Source organism: Cupriavidus sp. USMAA2-4, assembly GCF_001854305.1.
GTDB lineage: Bacteria > Pseudomonadota > Gammaproteobacteria > Burkholderiales > Burkholderiaceae > Cupriavidus > Cupriavidus malaysiensis.
Window position 1 is genome coordinate 3,289,081 of sequence record NZ_CP017748.1, and the last position, 25,547, is coordinate 3,314,627.

General features: G+C 66.4%; 23 protein-coding genes. 10 read left to right on the top strand and 13 right to left on the bottom strand.

Annotated elements, in window-relative coordinates; all coding sequences use genetic code 11:
* Positions 1–4: 4 nt before the first annotated feature.
* A complete protein-coding gene (locus BKK79_RS14610) occupies positions 5–793 on the top strand; it encodes a hypothetical protein (RefSeq protein WP_014703512.1) in 789 nt (262 codons plus the stop codon).
* A gap of 77 nt (positions 794–870) precedes the next feature.
* Here BKK79_RS14610 and BKK79_RS14615 read toward each other — a convergent pair whose 3' ends face one another.
* The 6 genes from BKK79_RS14615 to BKK79_RS14640 form a co-directional block, all read right to left on the bottom strand.
* Entirely contained in the window at positions 871–2,154 is a 1,284-nt protein-coding gene (locus tag BKK79_RS14615; protein WP_014703511.1) for a hypothetical protein, read from the bottom strand.
* Between the two features lie 13 nt (positions 2,155–2,167).
* Positions 2,168–2,986: a TIGR02391 family protein gene (locus tag BKK79_RS14620; protein ID WP_014703510.1), complete on the bottom strand. Its 819-nt coding sequence runs from the start codon at positions 2,984–2,986 to the stop codon at positions 2,168–2,170.
* 22 nt (positions 2,987–3,008) lie between these two features.
* Positions 3,009–3,311 carry a helix-turn-helix domain-containing protein gene (locus tag BKK79_RS14625; protein WP_014703509.1) on the bottom strand — a complete coding sequence of 101 codons (303 nt, stop codon included), beginning with the start codon at positions 3,309–3,311 and terminating at the stop codon, positions 3,009–3,011.
* Positions 3,295–3,678 carry a type II toxin-antitoxin system RelE/ParE family toxin gene (locus BKK79_RS14630; RefSeq protein WP_014703508.1) on the bottom strand — a complete coding sequence of 128 codons (384 nt, stop codon included), beginning with the start codon at positions 3,676–3,678 and terminating at the stop codon, positions 3,295–3,297. Before BKK79_RS14630 ends, BKK79_RS14625 begins: the two co-directional genes overlap by 17 nt.
* A 138-nt stretch (positions 3,679–3,816) precedes the next feature.
* On the bottom strand, positions 3,817–5,019 hold the full coding sequence (locus BKK79_RS14635) for a tyrosine-type recombinase/integrase (protein WP_023110663.1): 1,203 nt from the start codon (positions 5,017–5,019) through the stop codon (positions 3,817–3,819).
* A 372-nt stretch (positions 5,020–5,391) separates the two neighbouring features.
* Positions 5,392–5,598, bottom strand: a complete 207-nt coding sequence (locus BKK79_RS14640; protein WP_071015208.1) for a cold-shock protein — start codon at positions 5,596–5,598, stop codon at positions 5,392–5,394.
* Positions 5,599–6,060: 462 nt separating this feature from the next.
* Here BKK79_RS14640 and clpS point away from each other — a divergent pair, with 462 nt between their 5' ends.
* The 4 genes from clpS (at position 6,061) to BKK79_RS14660 (ending at position 10,730) form a co-directional block, all read left to right on the top strand.
* Positions 6,061–6,387: an ATP-dependent Clp protease adapter ClpS gene (gene clpS / locus BKK79_RS14645; protein WP_071015205.1), complete on the top strand. Its 327-nt coding sequence runs from the start codon at positions 6,061–6,063 to the stop codon at positions 6,385–6,387.
* Positions 6,384–8,681: an ATP-dependent Clp protease ATP-binding subunit ClpA gene (gene clpA, locus BKK79_RS14650; protein WP_071015202.1), complete on the top strand. Its 2,298-nt coding sequence runs from the start codon at positions 6,384–6,386 to the stop codon at positions 8,679–8,681. Before clpS ends, clpA begins: the two co-directional genes overlap by 4 nt.
* Before the next feature lie 152 nt (positions 8,682–8,833).
* A complete protein-coding gene (locus tag BKK79_RS14655) occupies positions 8,834–9,850 on the top strand; it encodes a tripartite tricarboxylate transporter substrate binding protein (RefSeq protein ID WP_071037926.1) in 1,017 nt (338 codons plus the stop codon).
* A 28-nt stretch (positions 9,851–9,878) separates the two neighbouring features.
* A complete protein-coding gene (locus tag BKK79_RS14660; RefSeq protein ID WP_071037927.1) occupies positions 9,879–10,730 on the top strand; it encodes a VOC family protein in 852 nt (283 codons plus the stop codon).
* Between the two features lie 35 nt (positions 10,731–10,765).
* On the opposite strand, the gene dut is transcribed toward BKK79_RS14660, so the two are convergent.
* The 6 genes from dut to BKK79_RS14690 all read right to left on the bottom strand — a co-directional run bounded on the left by dut (position 10,766) and on the right by BKK79_RS14690 (position 18,400).
* Positions 10,766–11,260 (bottom strand): dUTP diphosphatase, encoded by a 495-nt coding sequence (dut, locus tag BKK79_RS14665; RefSeq protein WP_071037928.1) that lies wholly within the window; start codon positions 11,258–11,260, stop codon positions 10,766–10,768.
* Between the two features lie 185 nt (positions 11,261–11,445).
* On the bottom strand, positions 11,446–12,450 hold the full coding sequence (locus BKK79_RS14670) for an LLM class flavin-dependent oxidoreductase (protein WP_071016565.1): 1,005 nt from the start codon (positions 12,448–12,450) through the stop codon (positions 11,446–11,448).
* Positions 12,451–12,488: 38 nt separating this feature from the next.
* A complete protein-coding gene (coaBC, locus tag BKK79_RS14675; protein ID WP_071037929.1) occupies positions 12,489–13,697 on the bottom strand; it encodes a bifunctional phosphopantothenoylcysteine decarboxylase/phosphopantothenate--cysteine ligase CoaBC in 1,209 nt (402 codons plus the stop codon).
* Between the two features lie 168 nt (positions 13,698–13,865).
* Positions 13,866–14,393 (bottom strand): signal peptidase II, encoded by a 528-nt coding sequence (lspA, locus tag BKK79_RS14680; protein WP_071015188.1) that lies wholly within the window; start codon positions 14,391–14,393, stop codon positions 13,866–13,868.
* On the bottom strand, positions 14,393–17,284 hold the full coding sequence (gene ileS / locus BKK79_RS14685; protein ID WP_071037930.1) for an isoleucine--tRNA ligase: 2,892 nt from the start codon (positions 17,282–17,284) through the stop codon (positions 14,393–14,395). Before ileS ends, lspA begins: the two co-directional genes overlap by 1 nt.
* Positions 17,285–17,404: 120 nt before the next feature.
* Complete coding sequence (locus tag BKK79_RS14690; protein WP_071015183.1) at positions 17,405–18,400, bottom strand: bifunctional riboflavin kinase/FAD synthetase; 996 nt, start codon at positions 18,398–18,400, stop codon at positions 17,405–17,407.
* 185 nt (positions 18,401–18,585) lie between these two features.
* On the opposite strand from BKK79_RS14690, the gene BKK79_RS14695 reads away from it, so the two are divergent.
* Entirely contained in the window at positions 18,586–20,376 is a 1,791-nt protein-coding gene (locus BKK79_RS14695; protein WP_071015180.1) for a hybrid sensor histidine kinase/response regulator, read from the top strand.
* A 54-nt stretch (positions 20,377–20,430) separates the two neighbouring features.
* Here BKK79_RS14695 and BKK79_RS14700 read toward each other — a convergent pair whose 3' ends face one another.
* The gene (locus tag BKK79_RS14700) at positions 20,431–21,090 is read right to left on the bottom strand and encodes a response regulator (protein WP_071015178.1); all 660 of its coding nucleotides are present in this window, start codon (positions 21,088–21,090) and stop codon (positions 20,431–20,433) included.
* Positions 21,091–21,364: 274 nt separating this feature from the next.
* Between BKK79_RS14700 and purN the strand changes: the two genes are divergently transcribed.
* The 4 genes from purN to BKK79_RS14720 are packed head-to-tail and all read left to right on the top strand — an operon-like array spanning position 21,365 to position 25,506.
* Positions 21,365–22,018, top strand: coding sequence for a phosphoribosylglycinamide formyltransferase (gene purN, locus BKK79_RS14705; RefSeq protein ID WP_071015176.1), 654 nt, complete (start codon positions 21,365–21,367; stop codon positions 22,016–22,018).
* Positions 22,015–23,448 carry an RsmB/NOP family class I SAM-dependent RNA methyltransferase gene (locus BKK79_RS14710; RefSeq protein ID WP_071015173.1) on the top strand — a complete coding sequence of 478 codons (1,434 nt, stop codon included), beginning with the start codon at positions 22,015–22,017 and terminating at the stop codon, positions 23,446–23,448. The genes purN and BKK79_RS14710 overlap by 4 nt, the downstream gene beginning before the upstream one ends.
* A gap of 22 nt (positions 23,449–23,470) precedes the next feature.
* Positions 23,471–24,058, top strand: coding sequence for a phospholipase D family nuclease (locus BKK79_RS14715; protein WP_071016563.1), 588 nt, complete (start codon positions 23,471–23,473; stop codon positions 24,056–24,058).
* Between the two features lie 41 nt (positions 24,059–24,099).
* On the top strand, positions 24,100–25,506 hold the full coding sequence (locus tag BKK79_RS14720) for a mechanosensitive ion channel family protein (protein WP_071037931.1): 1,407 nt from the start codon (positions 24,100–24,102) through the stop codon (positions 25,504–25,506).
* The last annotated feature ends 41 nt before the right edge of the window (positions 25,507–25,547 follow it).

A 25,547-nucleotide genomic window follows, 5' to 3' on the forward strand; every position in this document is an offset into this window, starting at 1 on the left:
GCCCATGACAACTATTTTTGAACTGGTCAAAGACCCCTATGAGCGCAAGGCGCGCGTAATCCCAGGACTTCTTGTAGCGTTACCGCTGCTCGTTCCTTTGTTGTGCGTCTACGGCGCAAAGCACCCGGTACTTACAGGCGTGATCGGCTTGCTTGGTGGCTGCGGTGCCATTTATGCGCTTGCGAGCGTAGCTCGCGGGCGCGGGAAGAAGCTTGAAGAGATCCTGGTTGCAAGGTGGGGCGGTATGCCGACAACCATCGCGTTACGCCATCGCGACAAGTTTCTCGATGGTGTCAGCAAGCAGCGCTACCACACGGCGATCACGGCCAAGCTGGGCATCGCCATGCCAACGGCAGAAGAAGAATCAGCAAGCCCTGACAAGGCAGACGACATCTACGTTGGCGCCACAAAGCGGCTTCGCGAACTCACGCGTTCCAACAAGCAGCTCTTGCTGAAAGAGAACATCGCCTACGGATTTCACCGCAATATGCTGGCAATGAAGCCTGCCGGCATCGTGTCGTGCCTCCTGGGCATCGTCTACGGATTGCTGATTGCAAAGATTCTGCAGGTAGTACCTCCTCATTTTAACCTAGAGCACCTTGCCGATCCGGGGCTTGCCGCAGGCTTGACACTGCTCATTTCGCTGGCATTACTTGCCGCTTGGCTGCTGTATTTCGATCAGGGCGCGGTCAGACGGATGGGGTTCGTCTATGCAGAACGCTTGTTTGAGTGCTTGCCGTCTTTGCCTTCTTCGGCCCCGCGGAAAAGAGCCTCAAAACCGACTACGGACTGAGATTCAATGCTCTTTGCAAATAGGCGCGTAACTCCGCAGGAATGCTTGCCTATCGGCTGACTTCCGACGGGGGATGGTCACGCCTCTTGGCTGGCAGCCGCGTGATTGCGATGCAGGTCCGAAACCACCGCGATCAATCTGTTGATCGGTTCAGCCAGCCGCTTCGGCAAGACGCGATGCTGGGTATGGGTTTTCAAGTCGGCGATCCAGCGATGCGCAACCCACACGTCTTCTTCAGGGTGGTGGTTGTCTACGCCGTTGCAATACTTGTAGCCAACGAGCGAATCAGTGTGCGACAGCAGGATGCGCGCCATCGTCATGTGGAAGCGATGGGCCTGGAGATCCGCCGGGCCTTTGGGACGCGGCAGGGTCAGTCGTAGGCATCGCTGGCCGTTGAACTCGCTCCAGTCGGGGCCAACGACTTGTCCCGCGCGTTCCAGCATCTTGCGCGACTGTTCGTTCTTGCCATTGACCAAGGCAACGGCGACCGTACCCTTCGGGTACTCCAGCTTTTCGGCGAGCAGGTTCATCCAGCGCACCAACTTGTTCAGGGTCTCATCGTCGGCAAACACAAGGAACTGATGGCGCTGCTCGTCGTCCAGAAACGCCGGCAATTGCGCGTAGAGGGGGTACAGCAGGTCGTGGAGATAGATGTAGGTCTGCCGGCGTCCTTGCTCGTGGCTCCGCGTGGTCGCAGTCAATACCTGCCGTGCCCACTCGGGCGTGAGTTCGTCCAGCGTCATCTCGGTGATGTCGATGGAGATGAGCGGGAATCCGAGCGACTTCCCGATAAGAGCCTTGCGCCCGTCGAAGGCGTGGCCGAGTTCGATTTCAACGCCGCCCAGCACCATCGGTTCAGCCTGGACCGGGGGGCCGAGCACGGCAACGTCGAGCCGGAATTTGCTGCCGAATGGCGTCTCCAGGGGATGCTCGGTTGCCACCTGGTCGGCGCCGAGCAACAAGTTGCCTTCCAGCGGATAGTCCGACGCATCCATATCCTTGAACGCCCACGGCATCGCAAGCCCGGCATTCAAACGTCGTGAGAGTTCGGCCGCGACAAGTTCTTTCGCCCGCCGGTGTTCAGGACTTTCCTGCACGGCGCGCCATCGGCTGGCTTCTTCATCGTCGAAGTGCGCTTTGGGGTTAAAGGTGTGCTGGGCAGGAAGTACGCGGAAATGGGATCGCCGACGCAGCTTCCCGCTTTCAAAGGAGGGGCTGACCCATGTCACCATCTGGCGCTCTGCGCCTGGAGACACCAAGGGCCACAGCTTGCGCGCATGTTCCCGGCTGCGAACGTCGCGCGCGGCAATCGTGGTCTGGAAAATCCCTTTTCGAGAGAAGACAACGATCGCCTCGTCCATTCCTGTCTCTCACTTACGGCGATACGGCCGCTAATTTCGTGGTGCCATCCAGCTTGCGGTGAATCAGCGATACCAGCGTCAGGATGTCCAGTGCGTCCTGTTCGGACATGGGCCAATTCGTCTTGGGCGCATGGGCCAGCGGATTGCGCACGGCGCCAAATAAGCCGATCAGCAGGTTGGCAAAGCCTTTCTGCTCGCTCTTTTCGGACTCGGTGGTGAGCGGTCCCAAGGCGAGAACGGGTTGCTGGCCTGCGAATGCCTTGTTCACCAAGTCCGCGCCGTCGCCGTTCAGGCCCGACAGCAGGCGAATCCGCTCCGCAACACCTTTCGTTGCCTCGAACACGGCATGGAAGTAGTTTTCCTCCAGCAACTCGGCGCGGCAGTAGTTCAGCACTTCCGCATGGACGACGCGGCTTTCCAGTGCGGCCTTGAGTCGTCCCGCGCGGGCGCGGGCGGCATCAAGCGTCGTGGCCTTATCGGCGTGAGCAACCTTGCCGTCATCGCGCACGTAGAAACCGGAGAAGGCAAGGACGACATTGAGTTCGTCGCGCCGCCAAGCGAACGTCGCGGGATCGCGGGCGTAGTTCACCGGGTTCATCGCGCGGTTGATGAACATGATGAGATGGTTGCCGATCTGGTGGTGGTTCTGCGCACCGGCCAGCGCATTGAACAACCGCTTCCACTTTGTCATGCCGGGCGACGTGTCGGCAACCTCGATTTCCTGCAGCAGCCGCTCGATCTGTGTACCGCTCAGACCGCGTTCGGTATCGGCGAGCACGCGGCAGGCGGCTTCAAGATGCTGTGAGTTGAAAGGGGTAATTCGCGTCGCCAATGCCTGTCTCCCTCGTCAGGCATCAGATGATGGCCTGCAGGCCCTTGTCGGCGATGACGTTGAGCAGTTTGAGCGCTGGCCCCGTGGGATGGGTTTCGCCTTGTTCCCACTTGCGCACGGTCGAGGCCGACGTGTGTAGATGAAGAGCGAACACCGGCTGGCTAAACTTCAAGGCTTCACGCAGCCGCTTGATATCGAAAGCACTGAACTCCCGCACCGGCGGCGGGCAGATTGCGTCGAACTCGCGCATCGTTACCTTGCCGATCGCTCCCGCTTCGTGGAGCGCGGCCAGATCGCCACGCAGGGATTCAATGATCTTGCTCACAATGCACCTCCAATAACACGCCTGACTGCAACGCCTTCGACAATGCTTCGGCGGACAGTTCCAGGAACACCTTGCCGGCGAATTGCAGTGCCTTCTTCTCGTCCTGCGTAATGTTCGCCTTGTCGCTCTTGGGGAACCCATGCAGGAACACATAGCGGCTGCCGATCCGGGCCGACAATAACGTGCGGTAGCCGCCACTCTTGCCACCACCAGGGCGGGCAACCCGTTTCTTGTAAAGGAAGCCGCCCAAGTCCGCGTCAATCAGACCGCTTTCCATCTCCTGAACCGCTTTGCACAAGGCGGCATCGGACAGCTTTTCGCCCGCCTGCCACCGCGCAAAATCCTTTCGTTTGAGGATGCGCGTCATCTTGACCTTCAAACTATACCCGAAACGGGCACACTTTTCCAGTGCTTAGTACGATACGCAGGCGGTGATGGCCACTGAGCCAATTGTCGTAGCGGTGATACGACAATTGGGGCGGCAAGGTGGATTGCTGGCCTCTGATCATGCGGTCACCTCTTTCGGTTCTTGATGCATGCTGACGACCGACTTGCGTCGATTCGCCACCAGTTCGGCGGCTTCCCGCACGGGCTTGTCCTCGGTGTGGACGTAGCGCATGAACATCACCACGGTCTTGTGCGCCGTCAGGGCCATGCCGACCTTGACCGGGATACCCGAATTGGCAATGTCGGTCGCCGAGCGGTGGCGGATGCCGTGCGTCCCCACATGCGTTGCCCCCGCCGCTTTGAGCGCACGGCTCCAGCCGCCGTAATACTCGCCCGTGGTCAGGTGTTGCCCTGGATGGCGCGGCGACGGCAGGACGTAAGGATTGCCTTCCTGCCTCGGCGCCGTCGAAAGCAGCCGGTAGGCTTCCTCGCTGATGGGCTTGGACATACCGCCGGTCTTGCTGTCAGGCCAGACGACGCGGCGGTTTTCCAGATCGATCCATTCCCATTCGAGCGAGACGATTTCGCCACGGCGGCCGGCAAACTCGAATTGCAGGCGGATCGCCAACGGGATGACGTAGTTCTCCAGCCCCTCGGCCTCGATCTTGTCGAGCTGCCGGAAAAGTTTTCCCATGTCCTCGTCGCTGATAAGGTGGGTGGACTTGCCGGCAGGGAACATTGGGACATGGCGGCAGGGATTGGTGCCGTCAGGCCGATAGCCCCACACCTCAGCCAAATTGAACATCTTGCGCAGGATGCTGAACGCCTTGTTCGCCTCGGTCTGCTTGTAGGAAAGCTTTTCCATCAGTCCGGCAATGTCAGGCCGCTTCACGTCGTGGACCTTCTTGCGGCCCAACAACGGGATGATGCAGCGGTCGATGACACCTTGATAGCCGACTCGGGTGCTGGGCTTGTTGCGCTTCTTGGAGTGGTCCTCCATGAACTTCTTGCACAACTCTTCGACGGTGGGCGCTTTGCGTGCTTCCGTCTTGGCTGCGCCGGGATCACCACCCCGGCGTACCTGGGCCAGCCATTCTTGCGCGAGCGAACGGGCCTGTTCGACGGTCAGTTCCCCGTACTGACCCAAGGCGGGCTTGCGGCGCTCGCCAGCGTTCGTCCGGTACTGGAGCATGAACACCTTGCGGCCCGACGGGGTAATCTTGCACAAGAAGCCGGGAACCAACGTATCCCGGAGTTCGACGGCCTGCGCCTGGGGGTGTGCCGCATCGACAGCGGACTTGGTGAGTTTGATTTTTGCCATGATGACTCCTTGGAAAGACCCGGTTCCCAGGAGCCTTCTAGGGGCCAGTAGAGGGAAAGTCAGGTCAAGTTTCGGAAAGCACCGGCATATGATGAACTCGCCTAAGTCATTGATAAACCTGCTGTATCAAGCCTTGGCGTAGTCCAGCGCAGTACCGGGCTGGAGTCATGGTGAAATAAAAAAGCCGGCCGCTCGGGCCGGGCTTTCTTGTCGGATGCGGCAGCGTACCGCCGATGTTCGCTGGAAGGTCGGGGCTGCCGGCCGCGTATCGCGGCGCGGGCCTGCCTGTCGCCTCCCGGCGTTTCCCGTTCCGGGGGTACCGCATTTCCTTGGGCCGTCTCGCGCTCTGTCGGGCGGGTACGGCCGGCGCCCTCAGGACGCGTCCTGGATGTTGGTGGCCTGCTTGCCCTTGGGGCCTTGCACGATCTCGAAGGAGACGCGCTGGCCTTCCTTCAGGGTCTTGAAGCCATTCATCTGGATCGCCGAGAAATGCGCAAACAGCTCTTCTTCACCATCGTCGGGCTTGATGAACCCGAAACCCTTGGCGTCGTTGAACCATTTGACGATACCGCTTGCCATAAACTCCCCCAACAAAGAAACAGATATCAAGCGGGGAAGCCTGTTGAGCGGCCGCACGGCGCCCGCACGCCCGCTCCGGCCAAGGCAGCGGCCCGGGACGGGCGCGGCCGGTGGCGACGGCTCGGACCTTGCGTGAAGCGTGACGGTCGTTCCCGAGGGATCGGGGTCGATGGGCCTCCCTGCCCACCAAGCTCCCCGTCCGGATGGATCGTTTGGCTCGTTGAACCAGACAAGGATGCACTTTTGATTCTTCGGTCAAAGTTTCGCACTGTCAAGCTGGCAGAATCCCCACTCCTGAGCGGGTGTGGCAGGAATGGAACGGCGTCGCGCCTGCGCGGCGGCCCCGGGGCGTGCCGGTCCCGGCAGGCGGTGTGTGGCCGGCTGCCTTTTGTCCGGGCGGCCCTTGAATCCCGGTGCTTCTCCCCAAATTGCAGAGTTGTGAGTAAGGGTTAGAATAAAGCCATGGCTACGAGGCTGGCGAATGTCCCACAACGCGGAGCGGACACTGTACTGGAGCGGAAAGAGCAGGCGCTCAAACCGCCCGCCATGTACAAGGTGGTGCTTCTGAACGACGACTACACTCCGATGGAGTTTGTCGTCATGATCCTGCAACAATATTTCAGCAGGGACCGAGAAACGGCGACGCAGATCATGCTCACGGTGCATCGGGAAGGGAAAGGCGTCTGCGGTATCTATACCAGGGATATCGCGGCGACGAAGGTCGAGCTGGTGTCAACCCACGCGCGGCAGGCGGGCCACCCCCTGCAGTGTGTGATGGAGGAAGCATGATTGCGCAAGAATTGGAAGTCAGCCTGCATATGGCGTTTGTCGAGGCCAGGCAGGCACGCCACGAGTTCATCACCGTGGAGCATCTGCTGCTGGCGTTGCTTGACAACCCCACCGCAGCCGAAGTCTTGCGCGCCTGCGCGGCCAATATCGAGGATCTGCGCACCAGTCTGAAGAACTTCATCGCCGACAACACGCCGGTAGTGCCAGGCACCGACGAGGTCGACACCCAGCCGACGCTGGGCTTCCAGCGCGTGATCCAGCGCGCCATCATGCATGTGCAGTCGACCTCGAACGGCAAGAAGGAGGTCACCGGCGCCAACGTGCTGGTAGCCATCTTCGGCGAGAAGGACTCCCATGCCGTCTACTACCTGCAGCAGCAGGGCGTGACCCGGCTGGACGTCGTCAATTTCATCAGCCACGGCATCCGCAAGGACCAGGCCGAGCCCGCCAAGCAGGGCGAGGGCAATGCCGAGGGCGAGGGCGGCGACGGCAAGGAAAGCCCGCTGGAGCAGTACACGCAGAACCTGAACGCGCTGGCCAAGGCCGGCAAGATCGACCCGCTGATCGGCCGCGAGGCCGAGGTCGAGCGCGTCGTCCAGGTGCTGTGCCGCCGACGCAAGAACAATCCGCTGCTGGTCGGCGAGGCCGGCGTCGGCAAGACCGCCATCGCCGAGGGCCTGGCCTGGCGCATCACCAAGAACGAGGTGCCCGACATCCTCGAGCGAGCGGTCGTCTACTCGCTGGACATGGGCGCGCTGCTCGCCGGGACCAAGTACCGCGGCGATTTCGAGCAACGCCTGAAGGGGGTGCTGAAGTCGCTGAAAGACAATCCGAATGCGATCCTCTTCATCGACGAGATCCATACGCTGATCGGTGCCGGCGCCGCTTCGGGCGGCACGCTGGATGCCAGCAACCTGCTGAAGCCGGCGCTGTCCTCGGGCCAGCTCAAGTGCATCGGCGCGACCACCTTCACCGAATACCGCGGCATCTTCGAGAAGGACGCGGCGCTGTCGCGGCGCTTCCAGAAGATCGATGTGGTCGAGCCTTCGATCGACCAGACCGTGCAGATCCTGCGCGGCCTCAAGTCACGCTTCGAGGAGCACCACGGTGTCAAGTACGCGGCAGCGGCGCTGACCGCGGCGGCCGAACTGTCGGCGCGCTTCATCACCGACCGCCACCTGCCTGACAAGGCGATCGATGTGATCGACGAAGCAGGCGCCGCCCAGCGCATCCTGCCCAAGTCCAAGCAGAAGAAGACCATCGGCAAGAGCGAGATCGAGGATATCGTCTCGCGCATCGCCCGCATCCCGCCGCAGAGCGTCAACCAGGACGATCGCAGCAAGCTGCAGACCCTGGACCGCGACCTGAAGTCGGTGGTGTTCGGGCAGGATCCGGCCATCGAGGCGCTCGCTTCGGCGATCAAGATGTCGCGCGCCGGACTCGGCAAGACCGACAAGCCGATCGGCTCCTTCCTGTTCTCCGGCCCGACCGGCGTGGGCAAGACCGAGGTGGCCAAGCAGCTTGCCTTCATCATGGGCATCGAGCTGATCCGCTTCGACATGTCGGAGTACATGGAGCGCCACGCGGTCAGCCGCCTGATCGGCGCGCCTCCGGGCTACGTCGGCTTCGACCAGGGCGGCCTGCTGACCGAGGCCGTCACCAAGAAGCCGCACTGCGTGCTGCTGCTGGATGAGATCGAAAAGGCGCATCCGGACATCTTCAACATCCTGCTGCAGGTGATGGACCATGGCTCGCTGACGGACAACAACGGCCGTCGCGCGGACTTCCGCAACGTGATCATCATCATGACCACCAATGCGGGCGCCGAGACCATGAACCGCGCCACCATCGGTTTCACCAACACGCGCGAGCGCGGTGACGAGATGGCAGATATCAAGCGCATGTTCACGCCGGAGTTCCGCAACCGCCTGGATGCCACCATCAGCTTCCGTGCGCTGGACGAGGAGATCATCCTGCGCGTCGTGGACAAGTTCCTGATGCAGCTCGAGGAGCAGCTCCACGAGAAGAAGGTGGACGCCGCCTTCAGCGACAGGCTGCGCAAGTTCCTGGCCAGGAAGGGCTTCGACCCGCTGATGGGCGCGCGCCCGATGCAGCGCCTGATCCAGGACATGATCCGCAAGGCGCTGGCCGACGAATTACTGTTCGGCAAGCTGGTGAGCGGCGGCAAGGTGATGGTGGACCTCGACGACGAAGAACACATCAAGCTGGACTTCGCCGAGGCGGACGCCGAGCCCCCCGAGGCGCCGGAAAGCGAGCAGAAGGCCGAAGCCTGAGCTTCTTCCGGCCGGCCAGGGCACCAAAAGTGCCGCATTCAGCGCCGGTGGCCCGCAAGTCGTGGTATTCTCGGGCGAGACATGGGGCGGCAGTGATGCCGCCCCTGCTTTTTCGCGCCGGCTCCGCCGTCCGCTCCTAGCACGAGTCACCGATGTCCAGTCACGACCGCCGGCAGGTGCGCCGCCTGCTGCTCAAATCGCTGCCGCTGGGTACGCTGCCGTTCCTGCCGCCGACCCTGGCGGGCCCCGTCTCAGGCGTTGGCGAGGCAGGGGCCGGCAACGGCCGGCCGATCACGATGGTGCTGCCGTTTCCTCCCGGCGGGAGCGTCGACATTGTCGCGCGGCAACTGCAGCCGGGTTTGAAGAATGCGCTCGGGCAGGTCGTGGTGATCGACAACAAGCCTGGCGCGGGCGGGCTGATCGCCTCTAGCCTGGTGGCCCGGGCCCGGCCGGACGGAAACACCCTGCTGATGGCTTTCGATACGCACGCCATCAATCCCTTTGCCTACAAGCGCCTGCCCTACGACACCTTCCGCGATTTCACCCCCATCTCGCAACTGGTGCGCTTCCCCCTGGTGATTGCCGCCCATCCGTCGCTGCCGGCCGCCAATGTGCGGGAGCTGGTGGCGCTGGCCCGCGCGGAACCGGGTGCGGTGCGTTATGCCTCGTCCGGCGTCGGCAGCCTGAACCAGCTGGCGGCCGAGGCACTGGCGACAGAGGCGGGGGTGCGCTTCCTGCATGTGCCCTACAAGGGAGGGGGACCCGCGGTTCAGGCGGTGCTGGCGAACGAAGTCGACCTGTTCTTCAGCAGCTATGCGGCCGTGCAAGCCCATATTGCCGCCAAGACCATCAAAGTGCTGGGCGTCACCGGCAGCACCCGCCTGCGTGAGCTGGCGCAGGTGACTACAGTGGCCGAGCAGGGCTTTCGTGGCTTCGAGGCCTACTCCTGGATCGGCGTGTTCGGCCCGGCTGGCATGGCCGCGCCTGCCGTGGCCCGTCTGCAGGCGGCACTGGCCGGCGCGCTGCGCCAGCCGCGGGCGCAGGAGGCCTTGGGCCAGCAGGGCTTCGAGATCGTGGCGGGCAGTCCGGCAGAACTCGAGCGCCTGGTGCGCCGCGAGCACGACAAATGGCTGGCCGTCGCCCGCAAGGCCAACATCCGCTTCGATTGAGCTCACTGGGCGAGGAGACGGTATCGACATGGCAACTCGCAGTGCGGAACCCTTCGACCACGCCGTGGTGGTCTGTCCCGATCTCGACGCCGCGGCGCAGTCCTGGCGCAGGCTCGGTTTCACGCTGACGCCGCGCGGCTTCCATACGCTCGGCTCGCAGAATCACTGCGCCATGCTGGAGCAGGACTATCTGGAGCTGCTGCACGTGACCGAACCCACCCCCAGCCGGCGCTACTATTGGGATGCCCAGGCTGCGGGCGGGGGCTGTGCCGCCATGTCGTGCAAGAGCCGCGATGCTTTCGGCACGGCTGCGGCGCTGCGGGCCGAAGGATGGCACACCTCCGATCCGATCGAGTTTTCGCGCCCGGTGCGGCTGGAGGATGGCAGCGAGCAGCCGGCCACCTTCCGCGTGATGGCCATCGACGACGCGCCCGGCGCGCGCTATTTCGCCTGCGAGCACCGTACCCCCGAACTGCTGTGGCGGCCCGAATGGATGGCACACGCCAACGGGGCGCGCGCTATTGGTGCCATGTTCCTGGTGGTGGCGCCTGCGCTGGTCGAGGCGACCGGGCGGGCCTATGCCGAACTGACCGGCGCGGAGCTGACGGAGCTCAGCGAGCATGTGTGCAGCCTGGCCATCTGCGGCGCGACGCTGGTGATCAGCACGCCGCAGGCACTGGCCTCCGCGACCGGTACGGCGCATGTCCAGCGCTGCGTGCCGGGCTACGCGGCGATCCGCCTGCGTACCGCCGACCTGGCTGCCGCGCGTGCCCTGTGGCGCGAGGCCGGCGTGCAGGCTGCCGAACTCGGGCCGCACGAGAGCCTGGTGCCGGCCAGCCAGGCCGGCGGGGTGGCGCTGCTGTTCGAACAGGCCACCTGAGCCGGCGCCCCCGGCGCCGGCTCAGGCGCCCGGGCTTATGCTCCCTTGTGGTGCACGCCGGTGGAGCCGAATCCGCCGCTGCCGCGCTCGGTATCGGCCGAGAAGGTTTCCACCGTGGAGAAGACCGGGCGCAGTACCGGCACGAACATCATCTGGGCGATGCGCTCGCCCGGCTGGATCACGATCGGCTCGGTGCCGGGGGCATTGCGGTTCCACACGCTGACCATGATCTGGCCCTGGTAGTCGGCATCGATCACGCCGATCGAATTGCCCAGCACCAGGCCCTTCTTATGGCCCAGACCCGAGCGCGGCACGATGGTGGCAGCCATGTAGGGATTGCCCATGTGCACGGCGAAGCCAGCCGGTACCAGCACGGCAGGCGTGCCGGCTTCGATCGCGAGCGGTGCATCCAGGCAGGCGTGCAGGTCGATGGCGGCAGCCATCTCGCTCTGGTAGGCCGGCAGGCCCCATTCGTGCAGACGAGCGTCCAATACCTTGATTTCGACGGGCGGGTTCAGTTCAGCGGTCATGGCAGAGAATCGGTAGGGCGGAAGGTGTAGGGCAGAAGGCGGGCAGGCCGCGCAATGGCAGCGGATTGGAACATGGCCGGCACGAAGCGCGAGTCGCCCGGGGCCGCGGGGGCGGGCGCACGGCCCGCCGCCGGCGAGCCGTGATGATAGCCGAGCGAGGGAAGAGTAGGCGGCCGCCGGGGCGCTCAGGCGCCGTCCTGCAGTGCAAAGGCCTGTGCCAGCAACTCGTAGGTGCGCAGCCGCGCCGCATAGCTGGCAGCCACGCTCAGCACGACAAGCTCATCGGCCGCGAACTGCTCGCGCAGCGCCAGCATCCGCTCGCTGACCTGTTCCGGCGTGCCGCAGATCGTGCGCGGCCGCTCGCGCGCGATGATCAGGCGGTCGCGCTCGGTGGGCTCATGGCCGGCCGCCTGGGCCAGCGAGGGGATGGGAGCGTTGACACCGTAGGCCATCTGCAGCCGGCGCAGGTCGACGGCGCGTTCCAGTGCGGCTGCCTCGGCCCCGGTGTCCGCGCAGATGACGAAGACCGCGGCAGCGCTGTAGGGCTGCGTCTCGTAACCCGGCGTGAAATGGTCGCGGTAATGGCGGGCGACCGCATGGCCGCCGTGCGCGTTGATGAAGTGGGCGAAGGCAAAGCGCACGCCGAGTTGCGCCGCCAGCGCACCGCCGTAGTCGCTCGAGCCCAGCACCCAGATCTCCGGGCGGGTGTCGATCTGCGGCTGCAGCAGCACGCCCTCGGCCAGGTGGTCCGGCGGGACTTCTCCGGCGAGCAGCCAGCACAGGTCGCGCACCTGTTCGGCAAACTGCGCGCCGCGGTCGTAGTCGCCCATGGCCACGGCCTGGGCCGTGCGCATGTCGCCGCCGGGTGCGCGGCCTACGCCGAGGTCGATGCGTCCGGGGAACAAGGCTTCCAGCATGCGGAACTGCTCGGCCACCTTGAACGGGCTGTAGTAGGGCAGCATCACGCCGCCGGAGCCGAGCCGGATGCGCCGGGTCACGCTGCCCAGCCGGGCCAGCATCACCTCCGGCGCCGGATTGCAGACGCCATGCAGCCCGTGGTGCTCGGCGCACCAGTAGCGGGTGTAGCCGAGCGCGTCGGCGGCCTGGGCCAGTTCGATGGTGGCAGCCAGCGCATCGCGCGCGCTGTGCCCGGCGATGACCGGGCTCTGGTCCAGCACGGAGAGCCGCATGGCGGGGCGCCGCGGGGCGTCGCCGACGGGCGCGGCGCTCACGATGCCGCTCCGGTGCCGGCGGGCAGGCGCTGGGCGATGGCTGCCACCAGCAGGCGTGCCAGCGTCAGCTTGTCCGCGCGCGGCAGGCGCGTCATGCCTTGTGCGTCGAACAGCACGATCTCGTTGTCGTCCAGGCCGAAGGTGTGATGGCCGATATTGCCGACCAGCAGGGGCACGCGTTTGCGCTGGCGCTTCTGCTCGCCGTAGGTCTCCAGGTTCTCGCTCTCGGCGGCGAAGCCCACGCAGTAGGGCGCGTCGGGCCGCGCGGCGACGGCGGCGAGAATGTCCGGGTTCTGCACGAATTCCAGTGTCGGCGTGTCGGTGTCGTTGGCTTTCTTCAGCTTCTGCGCGGCGACCTGCGCGGGCCGCCAGTCGGCCACGGCCGCCACCGCGATGAAAACGTCGCTGCCGTGCAGCCCGGCCAGCACGGCATCGTGCATCTGGCGCGCGCTCTGCACATCCGAGCGCGCCACCCCGCGCGGCGTCGGCAGCGCGGTCGGGCCGGCCACCAGGTGCACCTCGGCACCCGCCTCGCGCGCCGCGCGCGCAATGGCGAAGCCCATCTTGCCGGACGAGCGGTTGGTGATGCCGCGAACCGGGTCGATAGCCTCGAAGGTGGGGCCGGCGGTGATCAGCACGCGCCGCCCGGCCAGCACCTTGGGTTGGAAGAAAGCGACGATGTCCTCGAGCAGTTCCTCGGGTTCCAGCATGCGGCCATCGCCGACCTCGCCGCAGGCCTGGTCGCCGCTGCCCGGGCCGAGCACCGTGACGCCGTCCGCGCGCAATTGCGCGACGTTGCGCTGGGTGGCCGGCGCGGCCCACATCTGCCGGTTCATGGCCGGCGCCACCAGCAGCGGGCAGTCGCGCGCGATGCACAGCGTGCTGAGCAGGTCGTCGCACAGGCCGTTGGCCAGGCGCGCCATGAAATCGGTGGAGGCGGGCGCGATGACGATGGCATCGGCTTCCCGCGAGAGGTCGATATGGGCCATGTTGTTGCCGACGCGGTCATCCCACTGCGACCGGAAGACCGGGCGTCCCGACAGCGCCTGCATCGTGACCGGGGTGATGAAATGCGTTGCCGCCTCGGTCATGGCCACTTGCACGGTGGCCCCGGCCTTGGTGAGCAGGCGGACCAGTTCGGCCGACTTGTAGCAGGCGATGCCGCCGGTCAGGCCTAGAACGATGTGCTTGCCGTGCAAATCCATGGTGGGCTCTCGGAAAAGGGAAGATGGCCGCAGGCGTGCGGCGCCGGGCACCCCGCATCATACCGGCTCGCCGCCGGTACTGCCGGGGCTGCCGGGGCTGCCGCGCCGGCGCGGAAGGGGAGTCGGGAGAGCGCGGCCCCGGGCATCGTTGCCGGGGCCGCAATGCGCTTACTGGCGCCGCACGCGACGCAGCTCGTCGACGATCAGCAGCGCCGCGCCGACGGTGATGGCGCAGTCGGCGAGGTTGAAGGCGGGCCAGTGGTAGCGGCCTGCGTAGAAGTCGAGGAAGTCGACCACATGGCCGTAGAGCACGCGGTCCACCACGTTGCCCACGGCGCCGCCGAGAATCAGCGACACGGCCAGGCAGAACAGCCGCTGGCCGGTGTGGCGGTACAGCAGCCAGATGATGAACAGGCCGACCACGACGCCCAGGCCGGTGAAGAACCAGCGCTGCCAGCCGCCGGCGTCGGCCAGGAAGCTGAAGGCCGCGCCCTTGTTGTAGACCAGTACCAGGTTGAAGAAGCCGGTCACCGGGCGCGATTCGCCGTAGGCGAAGCTGCGCACGATGACCAGCTTGAGGAACTGGTCGGCCATCACCACCAGCAGGGCGAAGGCCATCCACAGCCAGGGTGTGGTGCCTGCCGCCTTGCTCGGGCGCTTGCTCGAACGCGCCGCGCGCGTGCCCGCGGCGGCCATCAGGCGTGGCTCCGTTGTTCGCCGGCGCCGAACAGGTTGCTGACGCAACGGCCGCACAGTGTGGGGTGGGCCGTATCGGCGCCGACATCCTCGCGGTAGTGCCAGCAGCGCTCGCACTTGGCGTGTGTCGACGGCGTCACGGTCACCAGCAGGTCACCGCCTTCCGGCGCCGGCGTGACGGTGGCGGCGGAGGTCAGCAGCACGAAGCGCAGGTCGTCGTCCAGGCTTTGCAGCGCGGCCAGGGTCGGGCCGCCGGCGCTGATCGACACTTCCGCCTGCAGCGAGGAGCCGATACCGCCCTCCACGCGCACCGACTCGAGCTGCCTGGTCACCTCCGCGCGCACGGTGCGGATTTCGTGCCACTTCTCCAGCAGGCCATCGGCGTGGTCGAGCGCCGGCGTCGCATAGTAGGTGCTGGTGAAGATGGTCTCGTCGTGGCCGGTGCCGTGGCGGAACACCTGCCACGCCTCCTCGGCGGTGAACGACAGGAACGGTGCCATCCAGTGCAGCATCGACTGGGTGATGTGGTACAGCGCGTTCTGCGCGGCGCGGCGCGCGCGCGAGTCCGGCGCGGTGGTGTAGAGGCGGTCCTTCAGCACGTCGAGGTAGAAGCCGCCCAGGTCTTCCGAGCAGAAGGTCTGCAGCTTGGCGACCACCGGGTGGAACTCGTACACGTCGTAGTGCGACAGCACTTCCTTCTGCAGCTGGGCAGTCAGCGCCACGGCGTAGCGGTCGATCTCCAGCCATTCCGACGGCGGCAGCGCGTGCTTGGCATGGTCGTAGTCGGTCAGGTTGGCCAGCAGGAAGCGCAGCGTGTTGCGGATGCGGCGGTAGCCTTCGACCACGCGCTTGAGGATCTCGTCGGAGATCGACAGTTCGCCCGAGTAGTCGGTCGAGGCCACCCACAGGCGGATGATCTCGGCCCCCATCTTGTTGGCGATGTCCTGCGGCGACACGGTATTGCCGATCGACTTGGACATCTTGCGGCCTTCGCCGTCGACGGTGAAGCCGTGCGTCAGCAGCGCCTTGTAGGGCGGCTTGCCGTACAGCATCGACGCGGTCAGCAGTGAGGAGTGGAACCAGCCGCGGTGCTGGTCCGAGCCTTCCAGGTAGAGGTCGGCCAGGCGCCCGTCCGGCGTGTCGGCCGACGGGTCGTACAGTTCGTCCCGGTGCGAGCCGCGGATCACGGTCCAGTGTGTGGTGCCCGAGTCGAACCAGACGTCCAGCGTGTCGCGGTTCTTCTCATAGTGCTCGGCCTCGTCGCCCAGCAGTTCCTTCGGGTCCAGCGCCTGCCAGGCCTCGATGCCGTGCTGTTCGACGCGCTTGGCCACTTCCTCCAGCAGCTCCGGCGTGCGCGGATGCAGCGCACCGGTTTCCTTGTGGACGAAGAAAGCCATCGGCACGCCCCACTGGCGCTGGCGCGACAGCGTCCAGTCGGGCCGGTTGGCGATCATATTGTGCAGGCGCTGCTTGCCCCAGGACGGGTAGAAGGCGGTTGCTTCGATGCCGGCCAGCGCCGTCTCGCGCAGGGTCGGGCCGCTCTCGCCGTTCTCTGCCGTGGGCTCCACGTCCATCCCGGCGAACCACTGCGAGGTAGCGCGGTAGATGATCGGGGTCTTGTGCCGCCAGCAGTGCATATAGCTGTGCGGGTAGTTATGCGAGTTGAACAGGTTGCCCGAGGCCTTCAGCGCCACGACGATCTGCGGGTTGGCGTCCCAGATCTTCATGCCGCCGAACAGCGGCAGCCAGCTCGCGTAGACGCCGTCGCCCATGACCGGGCTGATGATGTCCGCGTCGCGCATGCCGTGCGCCTTGCACGACTGGAAGTCTTCCACGCCGTAGGCCGGTGCCGAGTGCACGATGCCCGAGCCGGTGTCGGTGGTGACGTAGTCGCCCAGGTAGATCGGCGACAGGCGATCGTAGCCGGCGTCCGTCTTGGCCAGCGGATGGTGGAAGTGGATCTCCGACAGCGCCGCGCCGCGCGCGGTGGCGACCACCTTGCCTTCGAGTTCGTAGATCTTGAGTTGTTCCTCGACGCGCTCGGTGGCCAGGATCAGCCAGCCGCGCCGGGTGTCGACCAGTGCGTACTCCACTTCGGGGTGGACGTTCAGTGCCTGGTTGGAGGGGATGGTCCACGGCGTGGTGGTCCAGATCACGATCCAGCCGGGGCGGGCGGCGAGCTGCTCGGCCGGCACCTTGAAGGCGTGCGCCAGCTTGTCGGTCTCGGCGAAGGGGAAGCCGACGTCGATCGACAGATCGGTCTTGTCCTTGTACTCGACTTCGGCCTCGGCCAGCGCCGAGCCGCAGTCGAAGCACCAGTTGACCGGCTTCAGGCCGCGGAAGACGAAGCCCTTCTCCATGATCTTGCCGAGGGCGCGCAGTTCGTCGGCCTCGTTGCGGAAGTTCATGGTCAGATAGGGGTTGTCCCAGTCGCCCAGCACGCCCAGGCGCTGGAAGTCGACTTTCTGGCGGGCAATCTGCTCGGTGGCGTAGGCGCGCGCCTTGGCCTGCACCTCCTGCACCGGAAGCCCCTTGCCGAACTGCTTCTCGATCTGGATCTCGATCGGCATGCCGTGGCAGTCCCAGCCAGGCACGTAGACGGCGTCGAGCCCGGACAGGCCGCGCGCCTTGACGATCATGTCTTTCAGGATCTTGTTGACGGCGTGTCCGATGTGGATGTCGCCGTTGGCATACGGCGGGCCGTCGTGCAGGATGAACTTCTTGGCGCCCTTGCGTGCTTCGCGGATCTTCCGGTAGCGCTGCGTTTCCTGCCATTGCTTGACCCACTGCGGTTCGCGCTTGGGCAGGTCGCCGCGCATCGGGAACGGGGTGTCGAGCAGGTTGACCGGGTACTTGCTTTTCTCGGGCTTGGCGCGTTTGTCGTCGGACATGTCGATTCTCGGGGCAATTCGTCTGGCGCGCGGCGGGCTGGCGGCCCGGGCCGGCGCGGAGTTGGCTGTGGGTGCGTGTGCGGGCGACTCCGCGTCCCGCCGCCTGGCGGGATGCGGCCGCTAGCTAATTCGGTCGGTCGCGGAGGTGGCGAAGTCGCGACCGGCGCCCGGTTCGGGCGTGCCCGGCACCGTCAGGCCGAAGAAGCCGCGGGCCTCGGCGCTGTCCTTGGCAATGGCTGCGGTGAGCTGGTCGAGATTGTCGAAGCGGGCTTCGTCGCGCAGCTTCTTCATGAACTCCACCCGCACCAGCTTGCCGTACAGGTCGCCGCTGAAATCGAACAAGTGGACTTCCAGCAGCACGCGGCCGGCGTCCTCGATGGTGGGGCGCACGCCGATGCTGGCCACGCCCGGCAGCGGATGGTCGGCCAGGCCGTGCACCTGGACCACGAAGATGCCATTGACCGCGGGGCGCTTGTGCGAGATGCGCAGGTTCAGCGTGGGAAAGCCCAGGTCACGCCCGAGCTTGCGCCCGTGGATGACGTGGCCGCTGATCGCATAGCCATGGCCGAGCAGGCGCCGGGCATGTTCCAGGTCACCCGCCGCCAGCGCTTCGCGTACCGCAGAGCTGGAGATGCGCACGCCGCCCTCGGACACCGAGCCCATCTGCTCGACGTCGAAGCCGAAGTGCTTGCCGGCCTGCTGCAGGTAGGCGAAGTCGCCGGCCCGCTTGGCGCCGAAGCGGAAGTCGTCGCCCACCAGTACCCAGCGCGCATGCAGGCCGTGCCACAGCACGTTCTCGACGAACTGCTGTGGTGACTGGCCGGCGAAGTGGGCGTTGAAGTGCTCCACCACGACGCGGTCGACGCCATTGCGGCGCAGGCTCTCCAGCTTGTCGCGCAGCAGGGCGATGCGGGTCGGTGCGCGCTCCGGCATGAAGAACTCGCGCGGATGCGGCTCGAATGTCATCACGCACAGCGGCAGGCCGCGCGCGTCGGCCGCCGCGCGCGCGCGCGCCAGCAGCGACTGGTGGCCGCGATGCACACCGTCGAAATTGCCGATGGTCAGCGCGCAGGGCGCGCGGCTCTCGGCGTTGGGCAGGCCGCGGAAGACTTTCACGAGGACGGCGACAAGCGTTCGGGTAAAGCGAGCATTATAAGTCGAATGGAAGTCCGGCAACGCCGCGTGCCCAGACCTGGCGCCCCGGAATCGGGATTTTTGTGCCGGACAAGCCCTTCCGGCGTGGCGCCCCGCGACAAAAGTGGGCATGATATGGCCGATCGCATTGTTGCTCACGCCTCCTCTTGAACGCGCTGCTCAACCGATTCCTGCCGCCGCCAGGCCCTCCGCTCGACGTCGAGACCCGCGCGAAGCTGCTTGCCACCGTCCATCGCGTCACGCCGACCGGCATCGTAGCCTCCGTGCTGCTGCCGCTGCTGACGACTTTCGCCTTCTGGCGCGCCGCCGTGCAGGGCGCGCTGCTGGCCTGGTGCGCGGTGATGCTGGTCCTGTCGCTGGGAGCAGCCTGGTTCTACCTTGGCTACCGGCGCGACGCCACTTCCATGAGCCGCTCGGCGCACACGCGCAAGTGGTGGACGCATATGCGGGTGCTGGCCTTCCTGACCGGGCTGGCCTGGGGCAGCTCAGCCCTGCTGCACTTCTATACCAGCTCGACCGTCTTCTCGAGCGTGCTCTACCTGCTGACCCTGGGCGTGCTGGCCGGCAGCGTGACGGCCCAGTCGCCGGTGCCCAGCAACCTGATCTATGCGGGCGTGCCGATCCTGGTGCCGAACGTGCTGCTGGCGGAACTGGCCTTTCCCGGCCACGGCGTCTACGTGCAGATGCTGCTGCTGGTCTATATGCTGATGCTGGCGCGCCACGCACTCAATCTGCACCATGCGCTGGTTCGTGCGATCCAGCTCGAGAGCGACAGCCGGCGCCTGGCCAAGCGCTTCCAGGAAGAAAAGGAGCGGGCGCTGCATGCCAGCGAGGAGAAGTCGCGTTTCCTGGCCGCCGCCAGCCATGACCTGCGCCAGCCCGTGCATGCGCTGGTGATGCTGGTCGAGGCGCTGCGCGCACGCAACCAGTCGTCGTCGCTGCATCCGCTGGTGGAGCAGGTGGCAGCGGGCACCCAGACCATCGACCTGCTGTTCCGCTCCCTGCTCGACCTGTCGAAGCTGGAGGGACGCAAGGTGCTGCCGACGCTCGAACCCTGCGAGGTCGGCAGCCTGATCCGCGACGTGATCAACCAGTTCGCCGCCGACGCGCGCGAGAGTGGCCTGTCCCTGACCTCGCGCGTCCCCGACGAACTGTATGCGATGGCGGAGCCGGTGCTGCTGCGCCGCGCGCTGTTCAACCTGGTGCAGAACGCGCTGCGCTATACCAAGCGCGGCGGCGTGCTGGTGACCGCGCGGCAGCGGCGCAAGCACGTGCGGGTGGAGGTGTGGGACACCGGTGCCGGCATCACGCCCGAGCACCTGCCCGACATCTTCTCGCCCTACTATCAGGTCCACAATCCGCAGCGCGACCCGTCCCAGGGCCTGGGGCTGGGGCTGGCCATCTTCAAGGAATGCGTGCGCCTGATGCGCGGTACCTATGGCGTGCGCTCGGTGCCGGGGCGCGGATCGGTGTTCTGGTTCGCGCTGGCGCCGGTGCCGGCCGACACCGTGGCGACCATCCGTGCCGGGCGCGACGCCGCCCGTGCCGAGGATGCCCGGATCGAGACCCTGCACGGCACCGTGCTGGTGGTCGACGACGACAGCCAGATCCGCACGGCGTGGATCGCGCTGATGGAAGCCTGGGGGATCCGTGTCGCCTGCGCGGCACACGGTGCCGATGCCGATCGCCTGCTGGCCCAGGGGCTGCGGCCCGACATCATCTTCTGCGATCTGCGCCTGCCGGGCAGCGAGAACGGCCTCGACCTGCTCGAGCGCTGGCAGAATTCCCAACCGCAGGCGCGCAGCGCCCTGCTGACCGGCGACCTGAAGTCCGACGCGCTGGCGGCGGCCGAAGAGGCGGGCTATTTCGTGCTGTCCAAGCCGGTCGACCCGGCTTCGCTGCGCCTGTTGCTCAGGCGCTGGCTGCGTCCGGCCTGATCGGTCCGGGACGGTCCGGAGCGCGCCGCCTCCCTCCGGGAGGGGCGCAGGCGCTCACTGGCGCAGGCGGAAGCGCTCCATGCGCGACATGACCTGCATGCGGGTACGCACGCCGAGGCGCTGCAGGATGGCGGAGACGTGCTCCTTGACCGTGTTCTCGGTCAGGCCCAGGCGCCGCGCGATCACCTTGTTCGGCAACCCCTCCAGCACCAGTGCCAGCACCGCGCCCTGGCGCGGCGTCAGGCCGAGCTCGGCCGGGGTAACCGGGATGCCGTGCGCCGGCCCGAAGGACTGGGCTCGACCGTTCAGGGCTTCATCGGTCGGAAAGGCGGTGTCACCGGCGAGCACCTTGCGCACCGCGGCCGTGAAGGCATTGGCGTCCAGGTGCTTGCCGACGAAGCCGCACGCCGACAGGGCGCGGGCGCGCCCGACGATCTCGGGCGTGGCCTCGGCCGACATGAAAATGAAGCGCGCGCCTGGAATGACCGTCTTGAACGACTGCATGGCATCGAAGCCGGTGCCGTCGTTCAGCCAGATGTCCAGCAGGACGATATCCGGCCGCAGGCCTTCATGCAGGCTGTTGAGAGCCTCCCGCGCGCTGCCGGCCGCGTGGACGGCGACATCGGGCATGACTTCCGCCAGGAAGGCGGTAGTCCCGGAGAGGGCCATAGGATGATCATCGACCACCAACAACGTCGGTGCTGCGTTCGACATGCTTATTCCCGTCTAATTTCCCGTCTCGTCCTTTTTTGTTACCAATAATGTCCCATTTCTAAGACAAAACTGACGCGTGGACGTAGGGCCATCCTAGCAGAGGGGGCGAGGCGTCACAATCCATCAATCGGGGGTAGCCGGACTGTGTCCACTGTGCTAAAGCCGGCCTGCGGCGCGGGTTTCCGGTGTTTTAAGTGCCTACTGAGCCGTAATCGGGCGGGTTTTGCGCGCGATTTGCGGCGGGAATGGGGCGCCGCCTTGGTAGAATTGCGCGATGAAAAACATCGTCATTCTGATTTCCGGGCGAGGTTCCAATATGGAAGCCATCGTCCGTGCCTGTGCCAGCGAGGGCTGGCCGGCCCGCGTGGCGGCCGTGATCGCCAGCCGGCCGGACGCGGCGGGCCTGGCCTTCGCTGCTTCCCAGGGCATCGCCACCGCGGTGGTCGACCACCGCCAATATTCCGATCGTGAAGCCTTCGATACGGCCCTGGCCGCCGTCATCGACACCCATGCCCCCGACCTGGTGGTGCTGGCCGGCTTCATGCGCATCCTGACCCCCTCTTTCGTGGAGCACTACGCCGGCCGCATGCTGAATATCCATCCCTCGCTGCTGCCCAGCTTCCCGGGCCTGCATACCCACCGCCAGGCGCTGGAGGCCGGCGTCAAGCTGCACGGTGCTTCAGTGCATTTCGTCACGCCCCGCCTCGATCACGGTCCCATCGTCGTGCAGGCGGCCATCGATGTACTGCCGGGCGACACGCCCGAGTCGCTGGCCGCGCGCCTGCTCGACTGCGAGCATCGGATCTATCCGCGCGCCGTGCGCTGGTTCGTGCAGGACCGCCTGCGCGTCGAGGACGGGAGGGTGGAGGTGGAGCCGCCCGAGTCGCAACTGCTGGTCCGACTGCAAGCCGCGGAGGTGCTGCAATGAACCGCCAGGACAACAACCATAACGGCGGCGCGCGCCGCAGCCGCGACGGCCGCGACGAGCGCCAACCCTCGCGCGGCAAGGGGCGCAAGGCCTCGCCGCTGCGCCAGCCCGCCCGCCCGCGCGAAGCCGGCGCCGGCGCCGGCGAAACGCGCGCGGGCCACGGCCTGCATCCCTCGCACGTCCAGCACATCGACCGCCTGCTGGGCAAGGTCATGCTGTTCGCGCGTCCGGCCGATGCCGTGGTCAGCCACTATTTCCGCGAGAACCCCAAGCTGGGGCACCGCGAGCGCGGCATCATCGCCGAGGCGGTGTTCGCCGTCCTGCGCCGCCGCGTCGAGTTCGCCCAGTTCGCCGAGAGCGGCTCGGGCGCCGCGGCACGCCGGCTGGCCCTGCTCGGCCTGGCGGCGACCCAGGGCCGTGACGCCCTGACGTCCCTGCTGTCGCCCGAGGAGGCCGAATGGCTCGACCGCCTCACCACCATCGAGCGTGCCAGCCTGGCGCCGCGCGTGCGCGCCAACCTGCCGGAATGGCTGTTCGACGAACTGGTCAAGCACCATGGCGAGGCCTTTACGGCTGCCCTGGCCGATGCCTGGCTGCGCCCGGCGCCGCTGGACCTGCGCGTCAACACGCTCAAGGGCTCGCGTGAAGACGCCCTGGCTGAACTGGCCGCGGCCGGTCTGCGCGCCGAGCCGACGCCGATGGCGCCGGCCGGCATCCGCCTGTCGGGCAAGCCGGCGCTGAACAAGCTGCCGCTGTTCGTCAACGGCCTGGTCGAAGTGCAGGATGAGGGCAGCCAGTTGCTGTGCCAGCTGCTGGCGCCGCGCCGCGGCGAGATGGTGGTGGACTTCTGCGCCGGCGCCGGCGGCAAGACGCTGGCCCTGGGCGCCGCGATGCGTTCCACCGGCCGGCTCTACGCCTTCGACGTGTCGGAGAAGCGCCTGGCCAACCTGAAGCCGCGCCTGGCGCGCAGCGGCCTGTCCAACGTGCACCCGGTGCTGATCGACTCGGAGCACGATGCCAAGATCAAGCGCCTGGCCGGCAAGATCGACCGCGTGCTGGTCGATGCGCCCTGCAGCGGCCTGGGTACCCTGCGTCGCAATCCCGACCTGAAGTGGCGCCAGACGCCGCAGTCGGTCCTGGAACTGAGCGCCAAGCAGAGCGCCATCCTGGACTCCGCCGCACGCCTGGTGAAGGCCGGCGGCCGTGTCGTCTACGCCACCTGCAGCGTGCTCGAGGCGGAAAACGAGGCCATCGTGCGCGACTTCCTGGCCGCCCATCCGGACTTCCGCCTGGTGCCGGCCGCCGAGGTGCTGGCCGAGCAGAAGATCGCGCTGGCCCCGTCCGCGGCCGACGGGGAGATGTTCGCCCTGTACCCGCAGCTGCACCAGACCGACGGCTTCTTTGCCGCGGTGCTCGAGCGCCTGCGCTAGTCCATTGCGTCAGAGAAAGCGCATCCGTGCGGCGGGCCTGCCGGCACTGCTGGGCGCGGGCTGGCTGCTGCTGGCGGCCGCCGCCCTGCCGGCCGTGGCCGCGCCGCCGGAGTTGCCGGCGCGAGGCACCGTGCAGGCGGCTTTCACGCCGGGCGACGATGTCGAAGGCCTGATCGCCGCTGCCATCGGCGAGGCCCGCCGGCAGGTGCTGGTGCAGGCCTACCTGCTGTCCAACCGCGCCATCGTGCGTGCCCTGGTGGCGGCGCACGGGCGCGGCGTCGATGTCCGTGTGCTGGCCGACCGTGAGCAGATGATGCGCCAGGGCGGCAGCCGCGTGCCGGAGCTGGCGCGCGCCGGCATCCCGGTGCGGCTGGAGGTGCGTTTCGCCAACGCGCACAACAAGGTCGTGGTGATCGACGCCGACGGCGATGAGCCCGTGCTGGTCACGGGCAGTTTCAATTTCACGCAGGGCGCCCAGCGCAAGAACGCCGAGAACGTGCTTGTGCTGCGCGGCCATGCCGAACTCGCGCGCCTGTACGCGCGCAACTGGCAGCGGCACGCCGACGAGGCGCTGCCCTACGGAGCATCGGTGGACGGCGGCGCGCGCTGATCCTGATCCCTGTCCCGGCTTACGTCCGCAAGGACTCCTCCATGAACAGCAATACCCTGACCGACCTGAAGGTGACCGACCTGAAGGCCACGCATTCGATGTTCGGCAAGATGCTGGACGACCTGATCCGCGATGCGGGCGGCCCGGGCTTCATCTGGCAACTGGCGGTACTCGCCGCCTGCCTGGGCGTCGCCTGGATGCTGGCGCGCCTTGTAGTGCGCCGCCTGGAGCGGCACTACCAGGAGTCCAGCTTTGCGCTGCGCTTCGCCGCCGCCAGCCTCGAACGCGCCATCTTCCCCTTGTGCGGCTGGCTGCTGGTTCTGGCAGCGCGCTTCAGCCTGGCCCAGTTGATGTCGGTCAGCGTGCTGCGGCTCGCGCTGGTGCCGCTGTTCGGCATCACCTTCCTCTATATCGCCTTCTATATCCTGCGCCGGGTGCTGTCCGGGGAGGGACAGCTGCACGGGCTGCTGATGCTGGTCGAGAAGGTGCTGACTACGCTGGTGTGGGCGTCCATGCTGCTCTACGTGCTGGGCGTGCTGTGGGATGTGGTCGGCTGGATGGAGACGGTGCGTTTCTCGGTGGGCGGCAAGCAGCAGGTCAACCTCGCCGACACCCTGATGGCGGTGGTCTGGATCCTGCTGACGGTGCTGATCGCGATGTGGTTCGGCTCCTGGCTGGAAGAACGGCTGATGCGCTCGCGCGGATTGGACAGCAACCTGAAGATGGTGCTCAGCCGCATTTCCAAGGCCCTGCTGCTGCTGGTTTCCCTGCTGCTGAGCCTGTCGCTGGTCGGTATCGACCTGACCGTGCTGTCGGTGTTCGGCGGCGCGCTGGGCGTGGGGCTGGGCCTGGGCCTGCAGAAGATCGCCAGCAACTACATCTCGGGCTTCATCATCCTGCTGGACCATTCGGTCAAGCTGGGCGACCAGATCACGGTCGACAAGTACACCGGCATCGTGTCGCAGATCCGCACCCGCTACACGGTGGTCCGCAACGGCGATGGCGAGACCCTGGTGCCGAACGAGCAGCTGGTGGCGCAGGCGGTGCAGAACCACTCCTTCTCCAATACCAATGTGCGCGTGGCCACGCGCGTGCAGGCCGACTACGACAGCGATCCCGAGACCGTGCTGGCACTGCTGGCCGACTGCGTGCGGGGCATTCCGCGCCTGCTCGAAACCCCCGCGCCGAGCGCCTTCCTGGTGCAGTTTGCCGACAGCGGCATCGAGTACGAGGTGGCCGGCTACATCGCCGACCCGCAGAACGGCAAGCTCGGTGTGCAGTCGGCGATGAACCGCGCCATCTGGCGCACGCTGCGCGAACACGGGATCTCCATTCCTTATCCGCAGCGCGAGCTGCGCGTGCTCGGCGCGCAGGCGCCGGGCCTGGCGACCGACCCGGCCGTGCCAGCGCAGGTGCCGCATCGGGCAGATGGTAATGGATTCATGTGATATAAGAGGCGCTTATAGAACGAAATCCGTTGCGCTTCGTC